The following is a 20,108-nucleotide window of genomic DNA, read 5'->3' on the forward strand; positions in this document are numbered from 1 at the left end:
CCGAGTATAACGGCGAACCTAGGATGCCTTATCATGGTCTGATCAGCAGTTGCAGGTGCACTGCCTGCTCCTTTGTAACCTCAATTGCGGAGATTTCTATGCGTATGCCTTCCCGCCTCATTGGCGGTGCTCTGATCACCTGCTTACTGACCCAACTGACGGCCTGCGGCACCCTGTTCTACCCGGATCGACGCGGCCAGATTTCCGGCAAGATCGACCCGGTGATTGCCGCCATGGATGCCATCGGCATCCTGTTCTTTGTCATCCCCGGCCTGATCGCCTTCGGCATCGACTTTGCCACCGGCGCTATCTACATGCCGGGCGGCAGGCACGCCCAGATATCACCGGAAAAACTGCAACCGGCCCTGGGGCCTGACGGCAAAGTGGACCTGGTAAAGCTGCAAGCCATCCTCCAGCAGGAGCTGAACCAGCACCTGCCACTCAATGACCCGCGCCTGATCCAGCACAAAGGCAGTGTCGAGCAACTGGCAATGTACGGCCTCAAGCCTGCTGCCTGAAACAACCCTCCACGGACATAGATACCCCATGAGTGAAGCCGCTGAACATGAACGGTTGTTGCGCCTGGCCACCCGCGCGTCGCTTGCGGTGGCCTGTACTCTGGTACTGGCCAAGGCCATCGGCTGGTGGCTTAGCGGGTCAGTCAGCCTGCTGGCAGGCTTGACCGACTCGCTGCTCGATAGCGTGTCGTCCTTTCTCAACCTGCTGGCAGTGCATTACGCCCTGCGTCCTGCCGATGACAATCACCGCTACGGTCACGGCAAGGCGGAAACATTGGCCGGCATGGCTCAGGCGCTGTTCATCGGGGTCAGTGCCGTATTGATCGGCATCCAGGCCTACCATCGGCTGGAAACCCCAGAACCGCTCGGCAACACCAACGTCGGTATCGGCGTGATGGTGTTGTCGCTGGTGCTGACGGCGGCCTTGCTGATGCTCCAGGCACGCGTGATCCGTATCACCGGCTCCACGGCCATTCGTGTCGACTCGCTGCATTACCGCTCCGACATGCTGCTCAATGGCAGTATTTTGCTGGCGCTGGTGCTGGCCATGTTCGGCTGGCCGCAACTGGATGCCTACTTCGGCCTGGGAATCGCGCTGTACATCCTCTGGAGTGCACTGCAGATCGCTCGCGAAAGCACGGCGATCCTGATGGACACGTCATTACCAGAGGACGTCAGCGAGGAAATGCTGGCGCTGGCCTGTTCCGTCAAAGGTGTCGTGGGCGCTCATGACCTGCGTACGCGCATCTCTGGACAGCACTGGTTCGTTCAGTTGCATCTGGAGTTGCCGGGCGACTTGCCGCTGCGCGAAGCCCATTCACTCTGCGAAGAAGCGGCAGCGGCAATCAACGAACGCTTCCCCAGGGCCGAAGTGCTGGTACACGCCGACCCGGCGCCACACTAAGCACAGGAATCAGTTCACGCTGTAGCCACGCCCGCTCAGACACGCGCCCAGCGCACGCCGGTAGTTGTCAGCCACATAGGCAGCCGGCGCGTAGCTGGCCGCTGCCGGATCAAAACCACTCTGCTCCACAGCCCAGCGGTGACACTCGTAGCGGTCCTGCTGGATCTGCTGCGGCGTCTGCCCCTCGGCCGGGTAGGCAATCACGTCATAACCGTTACTCGGTTCAGCCTGAGGCGCCGTGTTGGCCTGCGGTGGATTGACCACCACATACTCCTGGCGGTCGTTGAGGTACTGGTAATAAGTACCCGCGACCATAAACAGCAACGCGTTGCCAACCCACACCTCGCGCGCGTAGGGCGGCAAATAGGTCACCCTTGCCCCGTAAGGCGGTGCCACGACCACATAGCGCGGCCCTTGCGGTCGATACCAGTAACCACCTGAGTAGAAGTAATCATGGCCTCGGTAGGGGACTTTCCAGGACTGCTCGGGAAAGCGATCGATCACATGCCCCGGTCGATACTGCGGGCCTTCACCCCAGCCATTGCCATGCCCATCAGGCCGCCCCGGCCAATCCTCATGCGGTCGCTGCCCGGCACCACCCGCCTGCCAGTGCTGGTTGTAGCCATTGCGTCGTGGAATGTCCTGGTAGTATCCCTGCCGCGGTTGCTGCGTCTGACGCACTTCATCCGGGCGTGACTGGATCGGTAGCGAGGCGGCGGGCTGCTCATCGCCATTGGGCGACTGCTGGCCATAACGCTCGCCCTGCGCCAGGGCGCTCATACTCACACAAAACAGACCAACACCGGCCAGGCGCCAGATGCACGACTTCATGCTGTTCCTCACGGGGTCAAGATGGGCCTATAGCGAAGACAGCAGACACCACAGGCGTGTTCTGCCATCACTGTATCAGGCCTGCCAGGGCGGGTAATCGACCGGTAGATGAAAAATTCAGGGCATAAAAAAGGGAGGCCCTTAGGCCTCCCCTTGATAATTTTGTCCGTGCTCGACGCTTTTGACGCCGGCTCACCTCACGCCGTCTTCTGGACAGTGTGTAGCCCGGGGGCCGAGCACAACCCTGTGGGATTGCTGGCCGCGGCTGTCCTGATTGGGTCAGCCGCCGTGGACTGATGTCCGGGCAGTGATTCTGGAAATAAGAATACGGCGACAGCTGCGGCAGCGGATTGCGAATATTGCTGATCAAAACACTAGTTGCGCAATTTTTAACTAAAGATAGATAATTCAGCGCAATCGAAACAGAAAAGGCCTGATCCATGAGCAAGCTGGACCGCTATGACCTGAGTATTCTTGCCGAATTGCAGCGCGATGCGCGCATCTCCAACCAGGAGCTGGCCGAGCGTATTGGCCTGTCGCCGTCGCCCTGCTCACGGCGGGTCAAACAACTCGAAGATGACGGTTACATCGCCCGCCAGGTTGCTCTGCTCGACCGCAAGATGCTCGGTTTAAGCCTGACCGCTTACGTCCTGATCGGTATGGACCGGCACACACCAGAGCGTTTTGAAACCTTCGAGGCAGCCATCCGCAACCTGCCGCAAGTGCTCGAATGCAGCCTGGTCACCGGGATGGACGCCGACTACCAGCTCAAAGTCGTGGTGCCCGACATGGACCACTACCAGAAGCTGCTGCTCGGCCACCTGACGCGTATCGAAGGGGTGACCAGCGTACGCTCAAGCTTCGTACTCAACCAGGTACTGGCTAGCACCGAACTACCGTTGACGCACCTGCGTTAGTCAGGCCATTCGTACAGGCGTATAATGCCGCGCCTCAGCCTGCCTGGAGAAGATCGATGGATCCTGCGGTATTTGAAGAGTGGATGATGACCGGCCTGGTTACCATCTTGATTGGCTTCATGGGTTTTATCGTCTGGGACCTGGCGAAAAAATCCAATGCTGGCAAATTCGGCACGTTCATTCTGTTCTTCGTGCTGGGCCTGGGCATCCTTGCCTTCATCATCAAGAGCGTGGTGATCGGCTACATCGAAGGGGTCTAGAGCTTGGCCGGGACTTCCCGCCAGCAGCCCTGATCAAGCCCATCGAGCGTCCAGTTGCCGATCCTGACCCTGACCAGCCGCAGGGTCGGCAAGCCTACCGCTGCGGTCATGCGCCGCACCTGACGGTTACGCCCCTCCTTGATCACCAGCTCCAGCCAATGGGTCGGCACGCTCTTGCGAAAGCGCACCGGCGGATTGCGCGGCCATAATTCCGGCTCATCCAAGGCGCGTGCCTGTGCTGGCAAGGTCATGCCATCGTTCAACTCAACACCATCACGCAACCGCTGCAATTGCTCATCGCTCGGTTCACCTTCGACCTGTACCCAGTAGGTCTTTGCCAGCTTGTGCTTGGGGTCGGCAATGCGGGCCTGCAACTGACCGTCATTGGTCAGCAACAACAGCCCTTCACTGTCACGGTCCAGGCGCCCTGCCGGATAGATTCCGGGGATGTCGATGTAGTCCTTGAGCGTTGCTCGCCCCTCGCCGTCACTGAACTGGGTCAAGACGTCGAAGGGCTTGTTGAACAGGATCAGCCGCGGTTCGGCCGGCGGCGCCTTGGCTTGGCGACGCGGGGCGAACGGCTTGGCCGCAGGGCGGCGCGGCTTGGTACGAGGGGGTAACGGCATGGGGCCTCAGCGGAACGGCGGCTCATCGAAACTGCGCAGTTTACGCGAGTGCAGCGCGTTCAGTTGGTTACGCAGCAGGTCCAGTGCCGCGATGCCAATCTTCAAATGCTGGCTGACCGCTCGATTGTAGAACGCGTTGGCCGAACCAGGCAGCTTGATTTCACTGTGCAACGGTTTGTCCGAGACACACAGCAACGTGCCATAGGGCACCCGCAAGCGATAACCCTGCGCCGCAATCGTACCGCTTTCCATGTCGACTGCCACGGCTCGCGAGAGGTTGATCAGCGGTCGCTCCTGGGCCCAGCGCAGCTCCCAGTTGCGGTCGTCATAGGTCAATACCGTGCCGGTACGCAGGCGTTTTTTCAGCTCATCGCCACGCTCACCCGTCACCTGCGCTGCGGCTTCCTGCAGTGCCAGCTGGACTTCAGCCAACGCCGGTATCGGGATATTAGGCGGCACCACGCGATCAAGAATCCCATCGCGACGCATATAGGCGTGAGCCAGTACATAGTCACCAATGGTCTGCGACTGCCGCAGGCCGCCACAGTGGCCAATCATCAACCAGCAATGCGGACGCAGTACCGCCAGATGGTCGGTGATGTTCTTGGCGTTGGACGGGCCGACGCCAATGTTGACCAAGGTAATGCCATGCCCATCGGCCGCGATCAGGTGATACGCCGGCATCTGGTAACGGTGCCAGACCACTCCGGCAACCAGCGCCTGGGCTTCACCGTTGTCCATGGCCTTTTCGATGATGACATTGCCCGGCAGGATCATCCGCACAAAACGTGGATCGTCGCGCAAACGCTCCAAGCCATGGCTGATGAACTGGTCGACGTAACGGTGGTAGTTGGTCAGCAGAATCCACGGCTGCACATGACGCCAGTCGCTGCCGGTGTAATGCACCAGACGACGCAATGAGAAATCCACCCGCGCCGCATCGAACAGCGCCAGCGGCAGCGGATCGACGTTGGCCCAGTCATACAGGCCGTCGGCAATACCGTCGGTGGCTGCCGACAGGTCGGTACTGGGGAAGACCCGTGCCAGCACGGCGGCGGTAATGCCACTGCCCGCCAACTCATCGCCCTGCTCAACCACGTAAGGGTATGGAATGTTCTGCTCGCTGACACCCACTTCCACCGTCACGGTGAAATCTCGCATCAACGGGCGCAGTTGCTCCAGCAGATAGCTGCGAAACGCGGACGGGTGGGTCACGGTAATGCTGTAGGTACCGGGTAACTGGACCTTGGCATAGGCCCTCGTAATGGCCGGTACTTCACCTTGATACTGATAGGTCAGACGCAATTCAGGATATCGGAACTGTGCGCGTTCGGCGGCGCTCGGCTCGGTACGGTCCTTGAGGTAGCGCTTGAGCGCCTGGCTCAAGGCCCCGGTTGCCTGCTCGTGCAGGGCGGCCAGACGATCGACCGCCTCATCGGCGGTTTCTACGACAACAAAGGCTTCAGCAGTGCGGTTCACAATGTACTTCCTGTCTGACGTGCAGGATTCCATCTTGCCTATATCCGCGCCTAAAGGCACGTCTGTTTAGAGCGGCCAATGCGGCGTCGAACGCTGGACCAAAGCGGTGACGTCCAGACCACGTGGCAAGGTCCCATACACACGACCATCGCCACTCAGACGACTGGCAATAAATGCATCGCTGACCGCAGCATTACCGGCCTCCAGCAGCAGCTTGGCTTGCAGCCCCAAGGCAATCGCCTCAGTCAGTTGCCGGGCCCGGTACTGGATATCACTGACATCACTGAACGCTTTCTTCAGCGTGACGATGTGCGCCGCCAGACGCGCATCGCCATGGCCATCACCAAGCTCGGCAAACAGGGCATCGAGCACGCCCGGCTCTTTCGACAATGCCCGCAGTACATCCAGACACTGCACGTTACCGGAGCCTTCCCAGGTCGAATTGACCGGCGCCTCGCGGTACAGCCGCGGCAAGATACTATCCTCGACATAACCGGCACCGCCCATGCATTCGGCCGCTTCGTTGATCATTGCCGGGGCGCGCTTGCAGATCCAGTACTTGCCCACTGCTGTCACCAGGCGAGCAAATCGCACCTGCTGCGGATCATCCGGCTGATCCAGGGCGTGCGCCATGCGCAGGCTGAGGGCCAAGGCGGCCTCGCTTTCCAGGGCCAGGTCGGCAATGACGTTCTGCATCAGTGGCTGCTCAGCCAGCAGGCGCCCACCCACCTGGCGGTGAGCACAGTGATGCGCAGCCTGGGTCAACGCCTGGCGCATCAACGCACTGGAGCCAACCATGCAATCGAAGCGGGTCATGCCGACCATTTCGATGATGGTTGGCACCCCGCGCCCCTCTTCACCCACCATCCAGGCAAGGGCGCCGCGAAACTCCACCTCACTGGACGCATTCGAGCAGTTACCCAGTTTGTCCTTCAAGCGCTGGATATAGAATTGATTGCGGCTGTCGTCAGGGCGGTGACGCGGCAGCAGAAAACAGCTCAACCCCTTATGGGTCTGCGCCAAGGTCAGGAAGGCATCGCACATGGGCGCGGAACAGAACCACTTGTGCCCGACCAGTTCGTAGGCCTGGCCCGGGCCTGCCGCACCGACGGGGTAAGCCCGGGTGGTGTTGGCACGCACATCGGTGCCGCCCTGCTTCTCGGTCATGGCCATGCCCAGCGTAACGCCCGCCTTGTGCCGATCTCCGACGTTGCGCGGGTCGTACTCGGTGGCGAGCACCTTGGGCAACCAATACTGGGCCAGCTCTGGCTGCAACTTGAGGGTCGGCACCGCTGCAAAGGTCATGGTCAACGGGCAACCACTGCCGGCCTCGGCCTGGCTGTGCAGATAAGTCATCGAAGCCCGTGCGACATGAGCGCCCTCGCCCGGTGAGGTCCAGGGCAGTGAAGGCAAGCCATGTTCGATGGCCGTTCGCATCAGCTCGTGATAAGCCGGATGGAACTCCACCAGATCGATCCGGTTGCCGTAGCGATCATGACTCTTGAATTGGGGCTTGTGCTGGTTGGCAAGGAACCCGGCGGCCATAAGCGGCCCACCGGCAAGTGCACCGTAGGCGTCGATCCGTGCTTGCGCCCAGCCCGCACCGAAGCGTTGCGACCACTGCTGCAAAGGCAGATCAATGCGGTACAGGTTGGCGCCATCCAATGAAGGTGGCTGGTTGGTGACCTCGTGGGTTTCAGCGTACTGGTGCAGGTTCATCGGGGGCTCCTGACAGATTCACGCATGACTGAACCTCAGTGAATCACGCGCCGCCCCCGGTTCAAAGTGACAAAAGTGCCTAACTGACCGGGCTTTGGCCTCGGTTAAGGCTCAAGTCGGCGATCTGCACGGGGTTGGCCGCCACACACAGGGACAACTCGAAACAGCTGCCTTCGCCCGGCTGCGACTCATGTGTCAAACGGGCGCCGATCAATTCGGCCAATTGCCGACAGATCGCCAAACCGATGCCTAACCCGCCGTACTCACGGGTCATCGAACCATCAATCTGGAAAAAACGCTGATACACGGTCGATTGGTCCAGGCACGCAAAACCGATTCCAGTGTCACGAACACTGATGGTCAGGCACAACTGCCCAGAACCTTGTGCCACGCCGTTGATGTGCACGGTCACACCACCACGATGAGTGAACTTGATGCCGTTATCGAGCAAGTAACCCAAACATGAGGCCAGCTTCTGTCGATCACCGATCACGGTATCCGGCAAGCCGGCAGCGATCTCGAGGCGAACGTACAAGCCCTTGTGCAACGCCTGAGCGGTGAACTGCCCACGCAACTCATGCAAGACGCCACGCAGGCTGAAGGGTTCGTTGTGCTGCTGCAGTCGCCCGGCCTGGAGTTCCGTCAGCACCAGGATGTCATCGACCATCCGCATCATGTCCCGCGCCGAGCCGCTGGCCGTTTGCTGGTACTGCGCAAGCTCTGGCTCCATTGGCAGGGTCTGCATCAGTTCCAGGCAACCAATGACACCGTTCATCGGTGTGCGCAGCTCATGCGTCACGGTGGCGAGGAACTCATCCTTGAGCCGATTGCTCTTGGCCAATTGCTGATTGAGCCGCTCAAGGCTCTCCCCGGTTTCGCGCAAGGTTCGCGCCTGCAGGTCGCGCATGCTGTTGATTCGGTCAGCAAGCGCCAACGACAGCAGACCGACCTCCAGCGCAGAACCGATCTGGCTGGCATACATCGTCAGGAAGACGTTCGGCAGATAGCCCAACACCATCAGGGTGTTCACCAAACCACCGAGCAAAAACGCCGACCAGGCAATGATGAAGTAACGCGCAACCCTCAACCCGCGCCACCAGGCGAACACACCGGCGGTAAAAATACTGAGGGTGAACATCAACGCCAGCAAAGTAGCCAGGCGCAGGGCTATGCCGTAGCTGAGGGTCAACGACATCAGCACGACCGCGACCGCACAGGCCATCAAGGCAAGCAACAAACGATCAAGCACTCGGCTGTGTTGCGCCATCTGGAGAAAACTTCGGGCGAACTGACAACCGAACAAACCCGCCGCACCAATGAAGAACGGCGTGGCCGCATTGGCCCACCAGGGGTTTTCCGGCCAGAAGTAAGCCACCCCGGCGCCGTTTACCGAAACCTGATACAAACCAAACGAGGCGATGTAGAGGATGTAATAGAGGTAACTGGTGTCGCGCACACTGATGTAGATGAACAGGTTGTACACCAGCATTCCCAGCAGCACACCATAGATCAGGCCCAGCACATACAAGCGTGTCGGCTGTGCCTCCAGATAGGCATCGGTAGCCCACAAGGTCAACGGCGCCTGAACCGACCCCTCGCTGTGCAGGCGCAGGTAGACCGTCATCGATTGATCAGGCTTGAACGGCAATTCGAACAGGTAGTTGTTCTGCTTGATCTGACGGCTGTCATAAGGCAACGCATCACCGGTGCGCTGAGCCAGCCGGTAGGTGCCACTATCGTCGGGGAGATACAGTTCCAGATGATCAAGCGGCGGGTAGGCCAGCTCCAGCAACCAGCTACGTGCACTTGCCTGGGGCATTGCCAGGTAGTGCAGGTCCACCTTGAGCCAGAACACCGATCTTGAATAGCCTGCGTTGAGCACGTCAGCGTCATGGGAGCTGAATCGATCGCTGAAGGCCGCTGCACTCACCTGAGCAATATCGGCATGGCCCTCACGGTCTTCATAGACCTGCATCAAGCGCCCTAGCGGCAGGCTGCGAGTGGCGTCGTCAAAGTCGACCGCGCCAGCAAAGGTTGGCAGGCAGCCCAGCAACAAAATCAGCAAATAGCGCATACAGCCCCAGCATGGTCTGCCCCGGTTGCGTCGCGTTCGCCTCCTTTCCTTTTGAGACGACGAAATCCGGCGGTGCCTGTTATCAGTATTGAGAGCACTCTAGCATAGCTGTCGAGGCTTACTAGCCGCCACTCTAAAATACAAAGAAAAGGCTCTATTTCGGGCATTACAGGCAACCAACACAAAAATACCTGACCCCTTTGCCAAAAAATCAACCTGGCAGGGGAAGACCCGCAAAATGCGTTTAATGTTAAGCTCGCGCACCATGAATACCTACAGCTCCCGCCCCGTTGTCCTCTGTCTCTCCGGCCACGACCCCAGTGGCGGCGCCGGCTTGCAGGCAGATATCGAAGCCCTGATCGCTCAAGGCTGTCACGCTGCACCCGCCGTGACTGCCCTGACCGTGCAGGATACCGTCAATGTCAGCGACTTCCGCGTCCTTGATCGTGAGTGGGTGTTGGCCCAAGCCAATGCCGTGCTCAACGACTCGCCGGTAGCAGCCGTCAAGCTGGGCATGCTCGGCTCACTGGAAATGGTTGATACCGTGGTCGAGCTACTGGCCACCCACCCGCACCTGCCGATGGTCTGTGACCCCGTGCTGCGTGCAGGCGGCGGCGGACGGCTGGGCAAGGATGAAGTGGGTTACGCCATGCGCGAACGCCTGCTGCCGATTGCCACCATCGCCACACCGAACCTGCCGGAAGCACGCATTCTGGCTGAACTCCCGGAAGGGACTGCCGATGAATGTGCGGAAAAGCTCCTGCCCTTCTGCAAGTACCTGCTGATTACCGGCGGTCACGGTGACGAGCACGAGATCCATAACCGCCTATACAGCCGCGATGGCCAGCGCCACACCTGGACCTGCCAGCGCCTGCCTGGCAGCTACCATGGCTCCGGCTGCACCCTGGCCAGTGCCCTCGCCGGCCGCCTGGCGCTGGGCGAACAACTGGAGAGCGCCGTGCGATCCGCGCTGGACTACACCTGGCGAACGCTGCGCGATGCCGAGCAATTGGGCAAAGGCCAGTACGTACCGCGCCGTCTGCCCCTGGATTTCTGTTCCTGACGACTGGTTTCCGGTCACGGCCACGAGGCTCAAGCAATGAAGTTACGCGGTTTGTACGCCATTACAGATAGCCAGTTACTGGCCGGTCGGTTCTTGTCTCATGTCGAAGCCGCGCTGGATGGCGGCGTGACCCTGTTGCAGTACCGCGACAAGAGTGACGACGCGGCGCAACGTCTGCGCGAAGCCGAAGCCCTGGCCAAACTCTGCGAACGCTACACCACCCAGTTGATCATCAATGACGATGTCGAGTTGGCCGCACGCCTGGGTGTCGGCGTGCATCTGGGCCAGACCGACGGCCCGCTGACGCCGGCCCGCACGCTGTTGGGGCATCAGGCGATCATTGGCTCCACCTGCCACGCCCAGCTTGAACTGGCGGAGCAGGCCGCACGCGAAGGCGCCAGCTATGTGGCCTTTGGTCGTTTCTTCAACTCCGTAACCAAGCCCGGTGCGCCGGCCGCCAGCATCGAACTGCTGGAACAGGCACGCCGCCGGGTCAACCTGCCGATTGCCGTGATCGGCGGCATTACCCTGGACAATGCCGCACCGTTGGTCGCCCATGGCGCCGACCTGCTGGCCGTCATCCACGGGCTGTTTGGTGCCGACAGCGCGCAGGAAGTCACCCGCCGCGCCCGCGCCTTCAACGCCCTGTTCGAATCTGTTTGATTGAGAGAGCCCCCATGTCCCGTTCCGAAGCCCTGTTTGCCAATGCCCAGAAGCACATCCCAGGTGGCGTGAACTCGCCCGTCCGCGCATTCCGCAGCGTTGGCGGCACCCCGCTGTTCTTCAAGCACGCCGAAGGCGCCTACGTTACCGATGAAGACGACAAGCGTTATGTCGACTACGTCGGTTCCTGGGGGCCAATGATTCTGGGCCACAGCCACCCAGACGTCCTTGACTCGGTGCGCAAGCAACTGGAGCACGGCCTGTCCTATGGCGCCCCGACCGCGATGGAAACCGAGATGGCCGATCTGGTCTGCTCGATCGTACCGTCGATGGAAATGGTTCGCATGGTCAGCTCCGGCACCGAAGCCACCATGAGCGCCATCCGTCTGGCCCGTGGCTACACCGGCCGCGACAGCATCATCAAGTTCGAGGGCTGCTACCACGGCCACTCCGACAGCCTGCTGGTAAAAGCCGGCTCTGGCCTTCTGAGCCAGGGCGTACCGAGCTCTGCAGGCGTGCCCGCCGCGTTCGCCAAACATACATTGACCCTGCCGTTCAACGACCTTGCTGCCGTCGAGAAGATGCTCAATGAAGTGGGCAACGAGGTCGCCTGTATCATCGTCGAGCCGGTCGCCGGCAACATGAACTGCGTGCCGCCCGCCCCCGGCTTCCTTGAAGGCCTGCGCACACAATGCGACAAGCACGGCGTGGTCCTGATTTTCGACGAAGTCATGACCGGTTTCCGTGTTGCCCTGGGCGGTGCGCAAGCCTATTACGGCGTTACCCCTGACCTGTCGACCTTCGGCAAGATCGTCGGCGGCGGCATGCCTGTCGGCTGCTTCGGTGGCAAGCGCGAAATCATGTCGCAGATCGCGCCGCTGGGCCCGGTGTATCAAGCGGGCACCTTGTCGGGCAACCCACTGGCCATGGCCGCTGGCTTGACCACACTGAAGCTGATCAGCCGGCCTGGGTTCCACGACGAACTGAGCGACTTCACCCGCCGCCTGCTCCAGGGGCTGCAGGAGCGTGCCGATGCTGCAGGCGTACCGTTCGTCACCACCCAGGCGGGTGGCATGTTTGGCCTGTACTTCAGCGCTGCCGACGACATCGTGACCTTCGACGACGTCATGTCCAGCGATGCCGAGCGCTTCAAGCGCTTCTTCCACCTGATGCTGGAAGGTGGCGTGTACCTGGCACCAAGCGCCTTTGAGGCGGGCTTTACCTCTATTGCCCATGGCGAAGCCGAGTTGAAGATCACTCTGGACGCCGCTGAGCGGGCATTCGCCAAGCTCTAAGCGCCCGCCTGCAACAGACCGTCTTGTCGCCGCTGCGGGGCCGACGCGATGCCAATGAGCACGCGTTGCCCGCAGCGCCAACAAGGCCGGTACATGCAAATAGCGAGCACCAAACACCCCCTCAAGCAGAAAATCGAGTAAAGACTTTGTAAGGTTGGCGCAGGTTATCCCATAATGTGCCACCAGACACATTGGCCGCAGCTTTGCAGAGGTAAGTCGATCCCCATGAACCGCACCGGCCGCGCCCTTGCCCTGGGCTGCCTGTTGCTTCTTCAGCCCCTGCTGGCTACAGCAGGCGGTAACTCGTTGCTGATCCCGGCAACCGGCCGCTGCACCCTCGACTCCCAGCCCGAAGACCTGGCGCAAGCACTCGCTGACTGCCAACAAGCGGCACAGGGCGGGGATGCCCAGGCGCAGTACGAGTTGGGTGAGTTCTACTACGTGGGTAAAAATGCACCGCGCGACCTGAGCAAGGCACTGAGCTACTTCGAACAGGCCTCATTGCAAGGGCATGCTGAAGCGCAGTACCGCCTGGGCACCATGTTTTTCCGCGGAGAAGGCGTGGCGGCCAACAATGTGCAAGCCTACATCGTGCTGAAAATGGCCGCAGTCAATGGCGCCGAAGACGCCCTGGACATGGCCGACGAGGTGTCGGCACAAATGCCACGTGACGAGCTGGAGGTCGCAACCCAGGTACTGGGGCAGATCTTCCGCAAGTACCTGCTGGAACTGCAGAGCGCCGAAGGGCGCACCCCCTTCTCGCCACTCCCCTGACGCCGGGGCAGCATCCTGCTTACTTCTCGGGCATCGGCATTGGGAACGGCATCACGTTACCGCCCCCGCGCGCTTCACTGATCTTGGGTGTCCCCAGCCGCTCGACTTCATCGATACGCACGATCGAATGCATCGGTACGAAGCTGCGAACCACACCCTCGAATTGCGCCTTGAGCTTCTCTTCACTGGGATCGACCACCACTTGGGTGCGCTCTCCGAAGATAAACTCCTCCACTTCGAGAAAGCCCCACAGATCACTTTGGTAGATCTGCTTGGCGTACATCTCGAATACCTGGCCCTGGTTGAGAAAAATCACTTTGTAGATCGGATCGGCACGTTTGGTCATTTTCGGCGGGAACGAAGACAGGTGGTAAAGAGAGCGCAAACTATAGCATAGCCACCTGATCGACAACGCTAGGAACCATCGCTGACGCCCCTTATAATGCGCGGTTCTTTGAATTACCTGATGATCTCCCATGGCCAAGAAGCTTTATATCGAAACCCACGGTTGCCAGATGAACGAGTATGACAGCTCGCGCATGGTCGATCTGTTGGGCGAACATCAAGCCCTGGAGGTCACCGCCCGGGCAGAAGACGCCGATGTCATCCTGCTCAACACCTGTTCGATCCGCGAACGTGCACAAGACCGGGTCTACTCCCAGCTGGGCCGCTGGCGTGAGCTGAAGGAACAGAACCCGGAAATGGTCATTGCCGTCGGCGGCTGCGTCGCCAGCCAGGAAGGCGAGTCCATCCGTAAGCGTGCGCCTTATGTCGACGTGGTGTTCGGCCCGCAAACCCTGCACCGCTTGCCGGAGATGATCGACGCCGCCCGCACTACCCGGCAACCACAGGTAGACGTCTCGTTCCCGGAAATCGAAAAGTTCGACCACCTGCCGGAACCCCGTATCGACGGCCCTACTGCCTACGTTTCAGTCATGGAAGGCTGCAGCAAGTACTGCACCTTCTGCGTGGTGCCTTACACCCGCGGCGAGGAAGTCAGCCGCCCATTCGACGACGTACTGGCCGAGGTCATTCACCTGGCCGAGAACGGTGTACGCGAGATCACCCTGCTGGGGCAGAACGTCAACGGTTACCGTGGCCTGACCCACGATGGGCGCCTGGCCGACCTGGCCGAGCTGATCCGCGTGGTTGCCGCAGTAGACGGCATCGGTCGCATCCGCTACACCACCTCGCACCCTCTGGAGTTCTCCGACAGCCTGATCCAGGCGCACGCTGACGTGCCGCAACTGGTCAAGCACCTGCACCTGCCAGTGCAGTCGGGCTCGGACCGTGTACTGGCCGCGATGAAGCGCAACCACACCGTTCTTGAGTACAAGTCCAAGCTGCGCAAGCTCAAGGCGGCGGTGCCGGATATCTGCATCAGCTCCGACTTCATTGTCGGCTTCCCCGGCGAAACTGAAAAAGACTTCGAACAAACCCTGAAACTGGTCAGCGATGTCGGCTTCGACTTCTCCTACTCGTTCGTCTACAGCCAGCGCCCGGGTACACCGGCCGCCGACCTGCCGGACGACACGCCGGAAGAACTCAAGAAGGAACGCCTGCAGGTACTGCAGCAGCGCCTTGACCATCAAGGTTTTGAAATCAGCCGGCGCATGGTCGGGACCGTTCAGCGCATTCTGGTAACCGATTACTCACGCCGTGACCCTGGGCAGTTGCAAGGGCGCACCGAAAATAACCGTATCGTCAACTTCCGCTGCGACAATCCCAAACTGATTGGGCAGTTTGTCGACGTGCAGATCGACGATGCACGGCCTCACTCGTTGTTCGGCTCGCTGCTACCGTAAAGGCATGGCCGGGCCCTGCACACCGGGCCCGGTAACCCTTGAACGTTTCAGCGCTTTCGCACGTGAGCCTCTGGGGTTATCCTTGAATTCACTCTCATTGCCGTTGGGCGGCTAAAAAACGACCTTGAACGCACCCATAGAACCTCATCGTTTCATCCTCGAGCCCTTTGAGGCTCGCCGCTTCGCCAACCTGTGCGGGCAGTTCGACGAGCATTTGCGCCTCATCGAGCAGCGCATGGCCATTGAAATCCGCAACCGCGGCAATCAATTTGAATTGATCGGCGAACCCCAACTCACCTCTTCCGCCGAGCAACTGCTTCGACGCCTGTACCGCGAAACCAAGGCTACCGAGCTTTCGCCGGACATGGTTCACCTGTTCCTGCAGGAGTCGTCGCTGGAAGCCATGGAAAACCCGGCTGCCGCCGAACCGAGCGTGACCCTGCGCACACGCAAGGGCAATATCCGCCCGCGCGGGCTCAACCAGCAGCGCTACGTCAAGGAAATCCTGGCGAACGACATCAACTTCGGCATCGGCCCGGCGGGTACCGGCAAGACCTACCTGGCTGTGGCCTGTGCGGTTGATGCGCTGGAGCGTGAACAGGTGCGGCGCATTCTGCTGGTGCGTCCGGCGGTCGAAGCAGGCGAAAAGCTTGGCTTCCTGCCCGGCGACCTGGCACAGAAAATCGACCCGTACCTGCGACCGCTGTACGACGCCCTCTACGAAATGCTGGGTTTCGAACATGTGGCCAAGCTGATTGAGCGCCAGGTCATCGAGATCGCGCCATTGGCCTACATGCGCGGCCGTACCTTGAATAACAGCTTCATCATCCTCGACGAAAGCCAGAACACGACCGTCGAGCAAATGAAAATGTTCCTCACTCGGATCGGCTTCGGCTCGACAGCCGTGATCACCGGGGACATCACCCAGGTCGACCTGCCGCGCGGCACCAAATCAGGGCTGGCGCATGTGATCGAGGTTCTTGACGGGGTGCCGGGCATCAGCTTTACCCACTTCAAGCCGAAAGACGTTGTACGCCATCCGCTGGTGCAACGCATCGTCGAGGCCTACGAGCGCTTCGACAGCAAGCAGCAGGACAAGCACGAAGGCAACCGTCACGATGGTTGAACTCGACCTGCAACTGGCTACTGATGCCGCCGCCCCTGATGAAGCCACGTTCCGTCGCTGGTGTGAGCTTGCCCTGCGTCAGCGCAGCGCCGACTCCGAGCTGACCATACGCCTGGTTGATGAAGCCGAAGGCCGCGAGCTCAACAACACCTATCGGCACAAGGACTACGCCACCAACGTGCTGTCCTTCCCGGCCGATGTGCCCGATGACATGCTCGACATTCCACTGCTCGGCGACCTGGTCATTTGCGTCGCCGTGGTCGAACGCGAAGCAGCCGAACAAGGCAAGTCGCTGGAGGCACACTGGGCGCACCTGGTCATCCACGGCTGCCTGCACCTGCTGGGCTACGACCACATCGAAGACGATGAGGCCGAAGAGATGGAAGCACTGGAACGAACGTTGCTTGCCGAACTGGGTCACCCTGACCCGTATGCCGACGACGAACACGATTTCCCCGACACCGATACCTGTAAGGATCACGAGTAACCGCCATGAGCGAAGATCGATCGAGCAATGGGCAAAAGTCCTGGCTGGGTAAGCTGACCCAGGCTTTTGCCCATGAGCCGAAAAACCGCCAGGAACTCCTGGAACTGCTGCGCGAAGCCCATCAGAACAAGCTGCTCGACAGCGAAGCCCTGACCATCGTGGAAGGCGCAATCCAGGTCGCAGACCTGCAAGTGCGTGACATCATGGTCCCGCGCTCGCAGATGATCAGCATCAAGGCGACCCAAACACCCCGCGAGTTCCTGCCAGCGGTGATCGACGCTGCGCACTCACGCTACCCGGTCGTGGGCGAGAGCCACGATGACGTCCTCGGCGTACTGCTCGCCAAGGACCTGTTGCCACTGATCCTCAAGGAAAATGGCGACCGCTTCAACATCAAGGACCTGCTGCGCCCGGCCACCTTTGTGCCCGAATCCAAGCGTCTGAACGTGCTGTTGCGTGAATTCCGTGCCAACCACAACCACATGGCCATCGTGATCGATGAGTATGGCGGCGTGGCCGGCCTGGTAACCATCGAAGACGTGCTCGAACAAATCGTCGGCGACATCGAGGATGAGCATGACGTCGAGGAAGACAGCTACATCAAGCCCTTGCCTAGCGGCGACTTCCTGATCAAGGCCTTGACGCCCATCGAGAACTTCAACGAGTTCTTCGACAGCGAGTTCTCCAATGACGAGTTCGACACCGTCGGCGGTTTGGTGATGAGCGCATTCGGGCACTTGCCCAAGCGTAACGAGACAACCGAAATCGGCCCCTACCGTTTCCGGGTTCTCAACGCCGACAGCCGCCGGATACACTTGCTGCGACTGACACCTATCACCCGCTAAGGACAACCATGCGCTGGATCACCCGCCCCGGCTGGCCCGGTAACCTGCTGGCCGTGGCGGCCGGCGCCATCACCACCCTGGCCCTCGCGCCGTTCAACATCTGGCCACTGGCGCTGGTGACCCTGGCGATGTTCTACCTGGGCCTGCGCGACCTTGGCCCACGCCAGGCTCTGGCACGCGGCTGGTGTTATGGCTTCGGTGTGTTCGGCGCGGGAACCAGCTGGATCTACGTGAGCATCCATACCTACGGCGGCGCCTCGGCACTGCTGGCAGGCCTGCTGATGCTTGCCTTCATCGCAGCGATAGCGTTTTTCTTCGCCCTGCCTGCCTGGGTCTGGGCGCGCTGGATTCGACGCAACGAAGCACCGCTGGCCGACGCCCTGGCCTTTGCCGCCCTCTGGCTGGCCCAGGAAGCATTCCGTGGCTGGTTCCTGACCGGCTTCCCATGGCTCTACGCAGGCTACAGCCAGCTTGACGGCCCCTTGGCCGGCTTGGCCCCACTGGGTGGAATGTGGCTGATCTCCTTCAGCCTGGCACTGAGCGCCGCACTGCTATGCAACCTGAACCGCCTGCGTGAGCGCAAAGCCTTCCTGATCGCCGCACTGGCCGTGTTGCTGGCCCCGTGGGCGATCGGCATGGCACTCAAAGGCCACGCCTGGACCCGCCCGGCGGGCGAGCCACTGAAGGTGGCCGCAATCCAGGGCAACATCGAGCAGTCGCTAAAGTGGGATCCGACCCAGCTGAACGCCCAGTTGGCGCTGTACCGCGACATGACCTTCACGTCCAAGCAGGTCGACCTGATCGTTTGGCCGGAGACGGCTGTGCCAGTGCTCAAGGAGTCCGCTCAGGGCTACCTGGACATGATGGGCAGCTTTGCCAGCGACCGACGCTCGGCGCTGATCACTGGCGTACCAATCCGCCAGGTTGTGCATGACCAACGGCGCTACTACAACGGCATTACCGTCACCGGTGAAGGCGACGGCACCTACCTGAAACAGAAACTGGTGCCTTTCGGTGAGTACGTGCCACTGCAAGACCTGCTACGCGGGCTGATCACCTTCTTCGACCTGCCGATGTCGGACTTCGCTCGCGGCCCCTCAGACCAGACACTGTTGCAAGCAAAGGGCTACCAGATCGCGCCCTACATTTGCTACGAAGTGGTGTACCCAGAGTTCGCCGCCAGCCTCGCGGCACGCAGCGACCTGTTGCTCACCATCAGTAACGACACCTGGTTCGGCACCTCGATCGGACCGTTGCAACACCTGCAGATGGCACAAATGCGCGCCCTTGAAGCAGGACGCTGGATGATCCGTGCAACCAACAACGGCGTCACCGGCCTGATCGACCCCTTCGGCCGGATCACCGCGCAAATCCCACAATTTGAGCGCGGCATCCTCTACGGCGAAGTGGTTCCGATGCAAAAACTCACGCCATACCTGAAATGGCGCTCCTGGCCGCTGATCATTCTCAGCACCCTGCTGCTGGGCTGGGCATTGATAGCCGGCCGCATCGCCAGAACAGTCTAGTAAAACAAGCGATAAGCGAGCAGACCAACGGCTTCGTTAAGCAGTTGGCTGCTCTGCCAGAGTGATTTGTTTTCAGGCATCCAGCCGCCAAACGGGCGAGCATGATTGCGCCCCATGTAGCCTACTGGCGCTGGCACCACAGTGAACCCGACGCGCTCAAAGCTCCAGCGCGAACGCTGCATGTGCCATGCCTGGGTCACCAACACCACGCGCTTGTAGCCCTCTGGCAGCAGCAGCTCTGCGCTCATCTGCGCATTCTCCCAGGTCGTACGGCTACGCTCCTCTTTCCAACGCACCGAGACACCAAAATCGCGCGCGAGCGCGTCGGCCATCAACTGGGCCTCACTGGGCGGCGTACCGTAGTGCAATCCGCCACTGATGAGTACAGGCAAACCGGAAGCCTTGGCCAGTTGCGCGGCATAGCGCATACGTTCAAGCGCGACAGCACTCGGCTGATCCTTGGCGCCCCAGGCGGGGTCATCGCGCTCTCGGCCCGCGCCCAGCACGACGATGGCATCGGCACGCTCAGCAAGGCCCTCCCACTGGCCATAAGCCAGCGCAGGGTCGCGCTCCAGCAGGCGTGCGGCCTGCTCCACAATGACAGGCAAGCTCATCAGCCACAGCCCGCCCAAGCCCAGCGTGAAACATGCACAGGCCGTACGAGGCCAGGTGTTACGCAACCACCATGCCGCGATCAACAGCAGAAACAACACGCCAGGCGGCATGATCAATTGTTTGATGAAATAACGAAACGGCATCGGCACCTCCATGGATGCGCGAAGCCTAAGAAAATCGGCACCTGACAACAATAGCCAGGTGCCGATCATGGAAAATTTAACGGCCCGGTCGTACAGCCTGAAGGGCTCGTACGATTACTTGAAATGCAATGCGCTGAACTTTTTCGTGGCTGAAGAACGCGCGCTGTCTTTAAGCCAGACCACTCTGCCGGCAGGTACCTCAGGCTGCTGCAGCGCATCTATATGTGCTCTGTAGCGCTCTGGGTTCGATGCCAGGTAAGCCTTGATCACTTCAAATTCGGCGTAGCTCAATCCACGTAGTTCCAATTCGGCGGGCATCTCATCGCGCAGTCGAACAGAGGCTCTGGCGACATCCAGTGCCAGCCCCAACCGGTCGATCAAACGCTCGCAAAGCTCGGGCTCTAGTGCTTGTAGCGGCGACTCACCCATCCGTTCACC

The 20,108-nt window shown here is 60.6% G+C and carries 21 protein-coding genes; 13 read left to right on the forward strand and 8 right to left on the reverse strand.

From position 1 onward, the window contains the following. Positions 1-98 precede the first annotated feature (98 nt). A complete protein-coding gene (locus tag CYD26_RS01785) occupies positions 99-518 on the forward strand; it encodes a polyribonucleotide nucleotidyltransferase (protein ID WP_065761251.1) in 420 nt (139 codons plus the stop codon). A gap of 28 nt (positions 519-546) precedes the next feature. Continuing rightward, complete coding sequence (locus CYD26_RS01790; protein WP_102051686.1) at positions 547-1,422, forward strand: cation diffusion facilitator family transporter; 876 nt, start codon at positions 547-549, stop codon at positions 1,420-1,422. A gap of 9 nt (positions 1,423-1,431) precedes the next feature. On the opposite strand, the gene CYD26_RS01795 is transcribed toward CYD26_RS01790, so the two are convergent. Next, on the reverse strand, positions 1,432-2,253 hold the full coding sequence (locus CYD26_RS01795; protein WP_065761249.1) for a DUF6515 family protein: 822 nt from the start codon (positions 2,251-2,253) through the stop codon (positions 1,432-1,434). 440 nt (positions 2,254-2,693) lie between these two features. Here CYD26_RS01795 and CYD26_RS01800 point away from each other — a divergent pair, with 440 nt between their 5' ends. Then, positions 2,694-3,170: an Lrp/AsnC family transcriptional regulator gene (locus CYD26_RS01800; protein WP_065761248.1), complete on the forward strand. Its 477-nt coding sequence runs from the start codon at positions 2,694-2,696 to the stop codon at positions 3,168-3,170. 56 nt (positions 3,171-3,226) lie between these two features. After that, positions 3,227-3,430, forward strand: a complete 204-nt coding sequence (locus tag CYD26_RS01805; RefSeq protein WP_065761247.1) for a DUF2788 domain-containing protein — start codon at positions 3,227-3,229, stop codon at positions 3,428-3,430. Here the strand turns inward: CYD26_RS01805 and CYD26_RS01810 are convergent. The 4 genes from CYD26_RS01810 to CYD26_RS01825 form a co-directional block, all read right to left on the reverse strand. Next, the gene (locus CYD26_RS01810; protein WP_099775892.1) at positions 3,427-4,056 is read right to left on the reverse strand and encodes a pseudouridine synthase; all 630 of its coding nucleotides are present in this window, start codon (positions 4,054-4,056) and stop codon (positions 3,427-3,429) included. The two genes, CYD26_RS01805 and CYD26_RS01810, sit on opposite strands and share 4 nt — an antisense overlap. Positions 4,057-4,062: 6 nt before the next feature. After that, on the reverse strand, positions 4,063-5,535 hold the full coding sequence (amn, locus tag CYD26_RS01815; RefSeq protein ID WP_371917175.1) for an AMP nucleosidase: 1,473 nt from the start codon (positions 5,533-5,535) through the stop codon (positions 4,063-4,065). 66 nt (positions 5,536-5,601) lie between these two features. After that, positions 5,602-7,254 carry an acyl-CoA dehydrogenase family protein gene (locus tag CYD26_RS01820; protein ID WP_102051688.1) on the reverse strand — a complete coding sequence of 551 codons (1,653 nt, stop codon included), beginning with the start codon at positions 7,252-7,254 and terminating at the stop codon, positions 5,602-5,604. 79 nt (positions 7,255-7,333) lie between these two features. Further along, positions 7,334-9,328 (reverse strand): sensor histidine kinase, encoded by a 1,995-nt coding sequence (locus CYD26_RS01825; RefSeq protein WP_102051689.1) that lies wholly within the window; start codon positions 9,326-9,328, stop codon positions 7,334-7,336. Between the two features lie 265 nt (positions 9,329-9,593). On the opposite strand from CYD26_RS01825, the gene CYD26_RS01830 reads away from it, so the two are divergent. From CYD26_RS01830 to CYD26_RS01845, 4 genes are all read left to right on the forward strand, one after another. Then, on the forward strand, positions 9,594-10,391 hold the full coding sequence (locus tag CYD26_RS01830) for a hydroxymethylpyrimidine/phosphomethylpyrimidine kinase (protein WP_102051690.1): 798 nt from the start codon (positions 9,594-9,596) through the stop codon (positions 10,389-10,391). A gap of 36 nt (positions 10,392-10,427) precedes the next feature. Next, positions 10,428-11,054 (forward strand): thiamine phosphate synthase, encoded by a 627-nt coding sequence (gene thiE / locus CYD26_RS01835; protein WP_065761242.1) that lies wholly within the window; start codon positions 10,428-10,430, stop codon positions 11,052-11,054. Between the two features lie 14 nt (positions 11,055-11,068). Next, positions 11,069-12,349 carry a glutamate-1-semialdehyde 2,1-aminomutase gene (gene hemL / locus CYD26_RS01840; protein WP_102051691.1) on the forward strand — a complete coding sequence of 427 codons (1,281 nt, stop codon included), beginning with the start codon at positions 11,069-11,071 and terminating at the stop codon, positions 12,347-12,349. A 225-nt stretch (positions 12,350-12,574) separates the two neighbouring features. After that, positions 12,575-13,123, forward strand: coding sequence for a tetratricopeptide repeat protein (locus tag CYD26_RS01845; RefSeq protein ID WP_065760372.1), 549 nt, complete (start codon positions 12,575-12,577; stop codon positions 13,121-13,123). Between the two features lie 19 nt (positions 13,124-13,142). On the opposite strand, the gene CYD26_RS01850 is transcribed toward CYD26_RS01845, so the two are convergent. Further along, complete coding sequence (locus CYD26_RS01850; RefSeq protein ID WP_065760371.1) at positions 13,143-13,469, reverse strand: DUF1820 family protein; 327 nt, start codon at positions 13,467-13,469, stop codon at positions 13,143-13,145. 130 nt (positions 13,470-13,599) lie between these two features. On the opposite strand from CYD26_RS01850, the gene miaB reads away from it, so the two are divergent. The 5 genes from miaB (at position 13,600) to lnt (ending at position 18,912) form a co-directional block, all read left to right on the forward strand. Further along, positions 13,600-14,928 carry a tRNA (N6-isopentenyl adenosine(37)-C2)-methylthiotransferase MiaB gene (gene miaB / locus CYD26_RS01855; protein WP_065760370.1) on the forward strand — a complete coding sequence of 443 codons (1,329 nt, stop codon included), beginning with the start codon at positions 13,600-13,602 and terminating at the stop codon, positions 14,926-14,928. Between the two features lie 124 nt (positions 14,929-15,052). After that, positions 15,053-16,054, forward strand: a complete 1,002-nt coding sequence (locus CYD26_RS01860; RefSeq protein WP_065760369.1) for a PhoH family protein — start codon at positions 15,053-15,055, stop codon at positions 16,052-16,054. Continuing rightward, on the forward strand, positions 16,047-16,541 hold the full coding sequence (gene ybeY / locus CYD26_RS01865) for an rRNA maturation RNase YbeY (RefSeq protein WP_065760368.1): 495 nt from the start codon (positions 16,047-16,049) through the stop codon (positions 16,539-16,541). The genes CYD26_RS01860 and ybeY overlap by 8 nt, the downstream gene beginning before the upstream one ends. Before the next feature lie 5 nt (positions 16,542-16,546). Then, positions 16,547-17,386, forward strand: a complete 840-nt coding sequence (locus CYD26_RS01870; protein ID WP_065760367.1) for an HlyC/CorC family transporter — start codon at positions 16,547-16,549, stop codon at positions 17,384-17,386. Between the two features lie 8 nt (positions 17,387-17,394). Beyond that, positions 17,395-18,912, forward strand: a complete 1,518-nt coding sequence (lnt, locus tag CYD26_RS01875) for an apolipoprotein N-acyltransferase (RefSeq protein ID WP_102051692.1) — start codon at positions 17,395-17,397, stop codon at positions 18,910-18,912. On the opposite strand, the gene CYD26_RS01880 is transcribed toward lnt, so the two are convergent. Both CYD26_RS01880 and CYD26_RS01885 read right to left on the reverse strand, forming a co-directional pair. Further along, entirely contained in the window at positions 18,909-19,670 is a 762-nt protein-coding gene (locus CYD26_RS01880) for a YdcF family protein (RefSeq protein WP_099775901.1), read from the reverse strand. The genes lnt and CYD26_RS01880 overlap by 4 nt on opposite strands. A gap of 114 nt (positions 19,671-19,784) precedes the next feature. After that, entirely contained in the window at positions 19,785-20,099 is a 315-nt protein-coding gene (locus tag CYD26_RS01885; RefSeq protein WP_099775902.1) for a hypothetical protein, read from the reverse strand. Between the last annotated feature and the right edge of the window lie 9 nt (positions 20,100-20,108).

The sequence above is a fragment of the Pseudomonas sp. FFUP_PS_473 genome, assembly GCF_002858665.1.
GTDB lineage: Bacteria > Pseudomonadota > Gammaproteobacteria > Pseudomonadales > Pseudomonadaceae > Aquipseudomonas > Aquipseudomonas defluvii.

Bases quoted from the DNA above. Each gene is read 5' to 3' on its own strand.
- CYD26_RS01785 (WP_065761251.1), top strand. From the start codon at position 99: ATGCGTATGCCTTCCCGCCTCATTGGCGGTGCTCTGATCACCTGCTTA.
- CYD26_RS01790 (WP_102051686.1), top strand. From the start codon at position 547: ATGAGTGAAGCCGCTGAACATGAACGGTTGTTGCGCCTGGCCACCCGC.
- CYD26_RS01795 (WP_065761249.1), bottom strand. From the start codon at position 2,253: ATGAAGTCGTGCATCTGGCGCCTGGCCGGTGTTGGTCTGTTTTGTGTG.
- CYD26_RS01800 (WP_065761248.1), top strand. From the start codon at position 2,694: ATGAGCAAGCTGGACCGCTATGACCTGAGTATTCTTGCCGAATTGCAG.
- CYD26_RS01805 (WP_065761247.1), top strand. From the start codon at position 3,227: ATGGATCCTGCGGTATTTGAAGAGTGGATGATGACCGGCCTGGTTACC.
- CYD26_RS01810 (WP_099775892.1), bottom strand. From the start codon at position 4,056: ATGCCGTTACCCCCTCGTACCAAGCCGCGCCGCCCTGCGGCCAAGCCG.
- CYD26_RS01820 (WP_102051688.1), bottom strand. From the start codon at position 7,254: ATGAACCTGCACCAGTACGCTGAAACCCACGAGGTCACCAACCAGCCA.
- CYD26_RS01825 (WP_102051689.1), bottom strand. From the start codon at position 9,328: ATGCGCTATTTGCTGATTTTGTTGCTGGGCTGCCTGCCAACCTTTGCT.
- CYD26_RS01830 (WP_102051690.1), top strand. From the start codon at position 9,594: ATGAATACCTACAGCTCCCGCCCCGTTGTCCTCTGTCTCTCCGGCCAC.
- thiE (WP_065761242.1), top strand. From the start codon at position 10,428: ATGAAGTTACGCGGTTTGTACGCCATTACAGATAGCCAGTTACTGGCC.
- hemL (WP_102051691.1), top strand. From the start codon at position 11,069: ATGTCCCGTTCCGAAGCCCTGTTTGCCAATGCCCAGAAGCACATCCCA.
- CYD26_RS01845 (WP_065760372.1), top strand. From the start codon at position 12,575: ATGAACCGCACCGGCCGCGCCCTTGCCCTGGGCTGCCTGTTGCTTCTT.
- CYD26_RS01850 (WP_065760371.1), bottom strand. From the start codon at position 13,469: ATGACCAAACGTGCCGATCCGATCTACAAAGTGATTTTTCTCAACCAG.
- miaB (WP_065760370.1), top strand. From the start codon at position 13,600: ATGGCCAAGAAGCTTTATATCGAAACCCACGGTTGCCAGATGAACGAG.
- ybeY (WP_065760368.1), top strand. From the start codon at position 16,047: ATGGTTGAACTCGACCTGCAACTGGCTACTGATGCCGCCGCCCCTGAT.
- CYD26_RS01870 (WP_065760367.1), top strand. From the start codon at position 16,547: ATGAGCGAAGATCGATCGAGCAATGGGCAAAAGTCCTGGCTGGGTAAG.
- lnt (WP_102051692.1), top strand. From the start codon at position 17,395: ATGCGCTGGATCACCCGCCCCGGCTGGCCCGGTAACCTGCTGGCCGTG.
- CYD26_RS01880 (WP_099775901.1), bottom strand. From the start codon at position 19,670: ATGCCGTTTCGTTATTTCATCAAACAATTGATCATGCCGCCTGGCGTG.
- CYD26_RS01885 (WP_099775902.1), bottom strand. From the start codon at position 20,099: ATGGGTGAGTCGCCGCTACAAGCACTAGAGCCCGAGCTTTGCGAGCGT.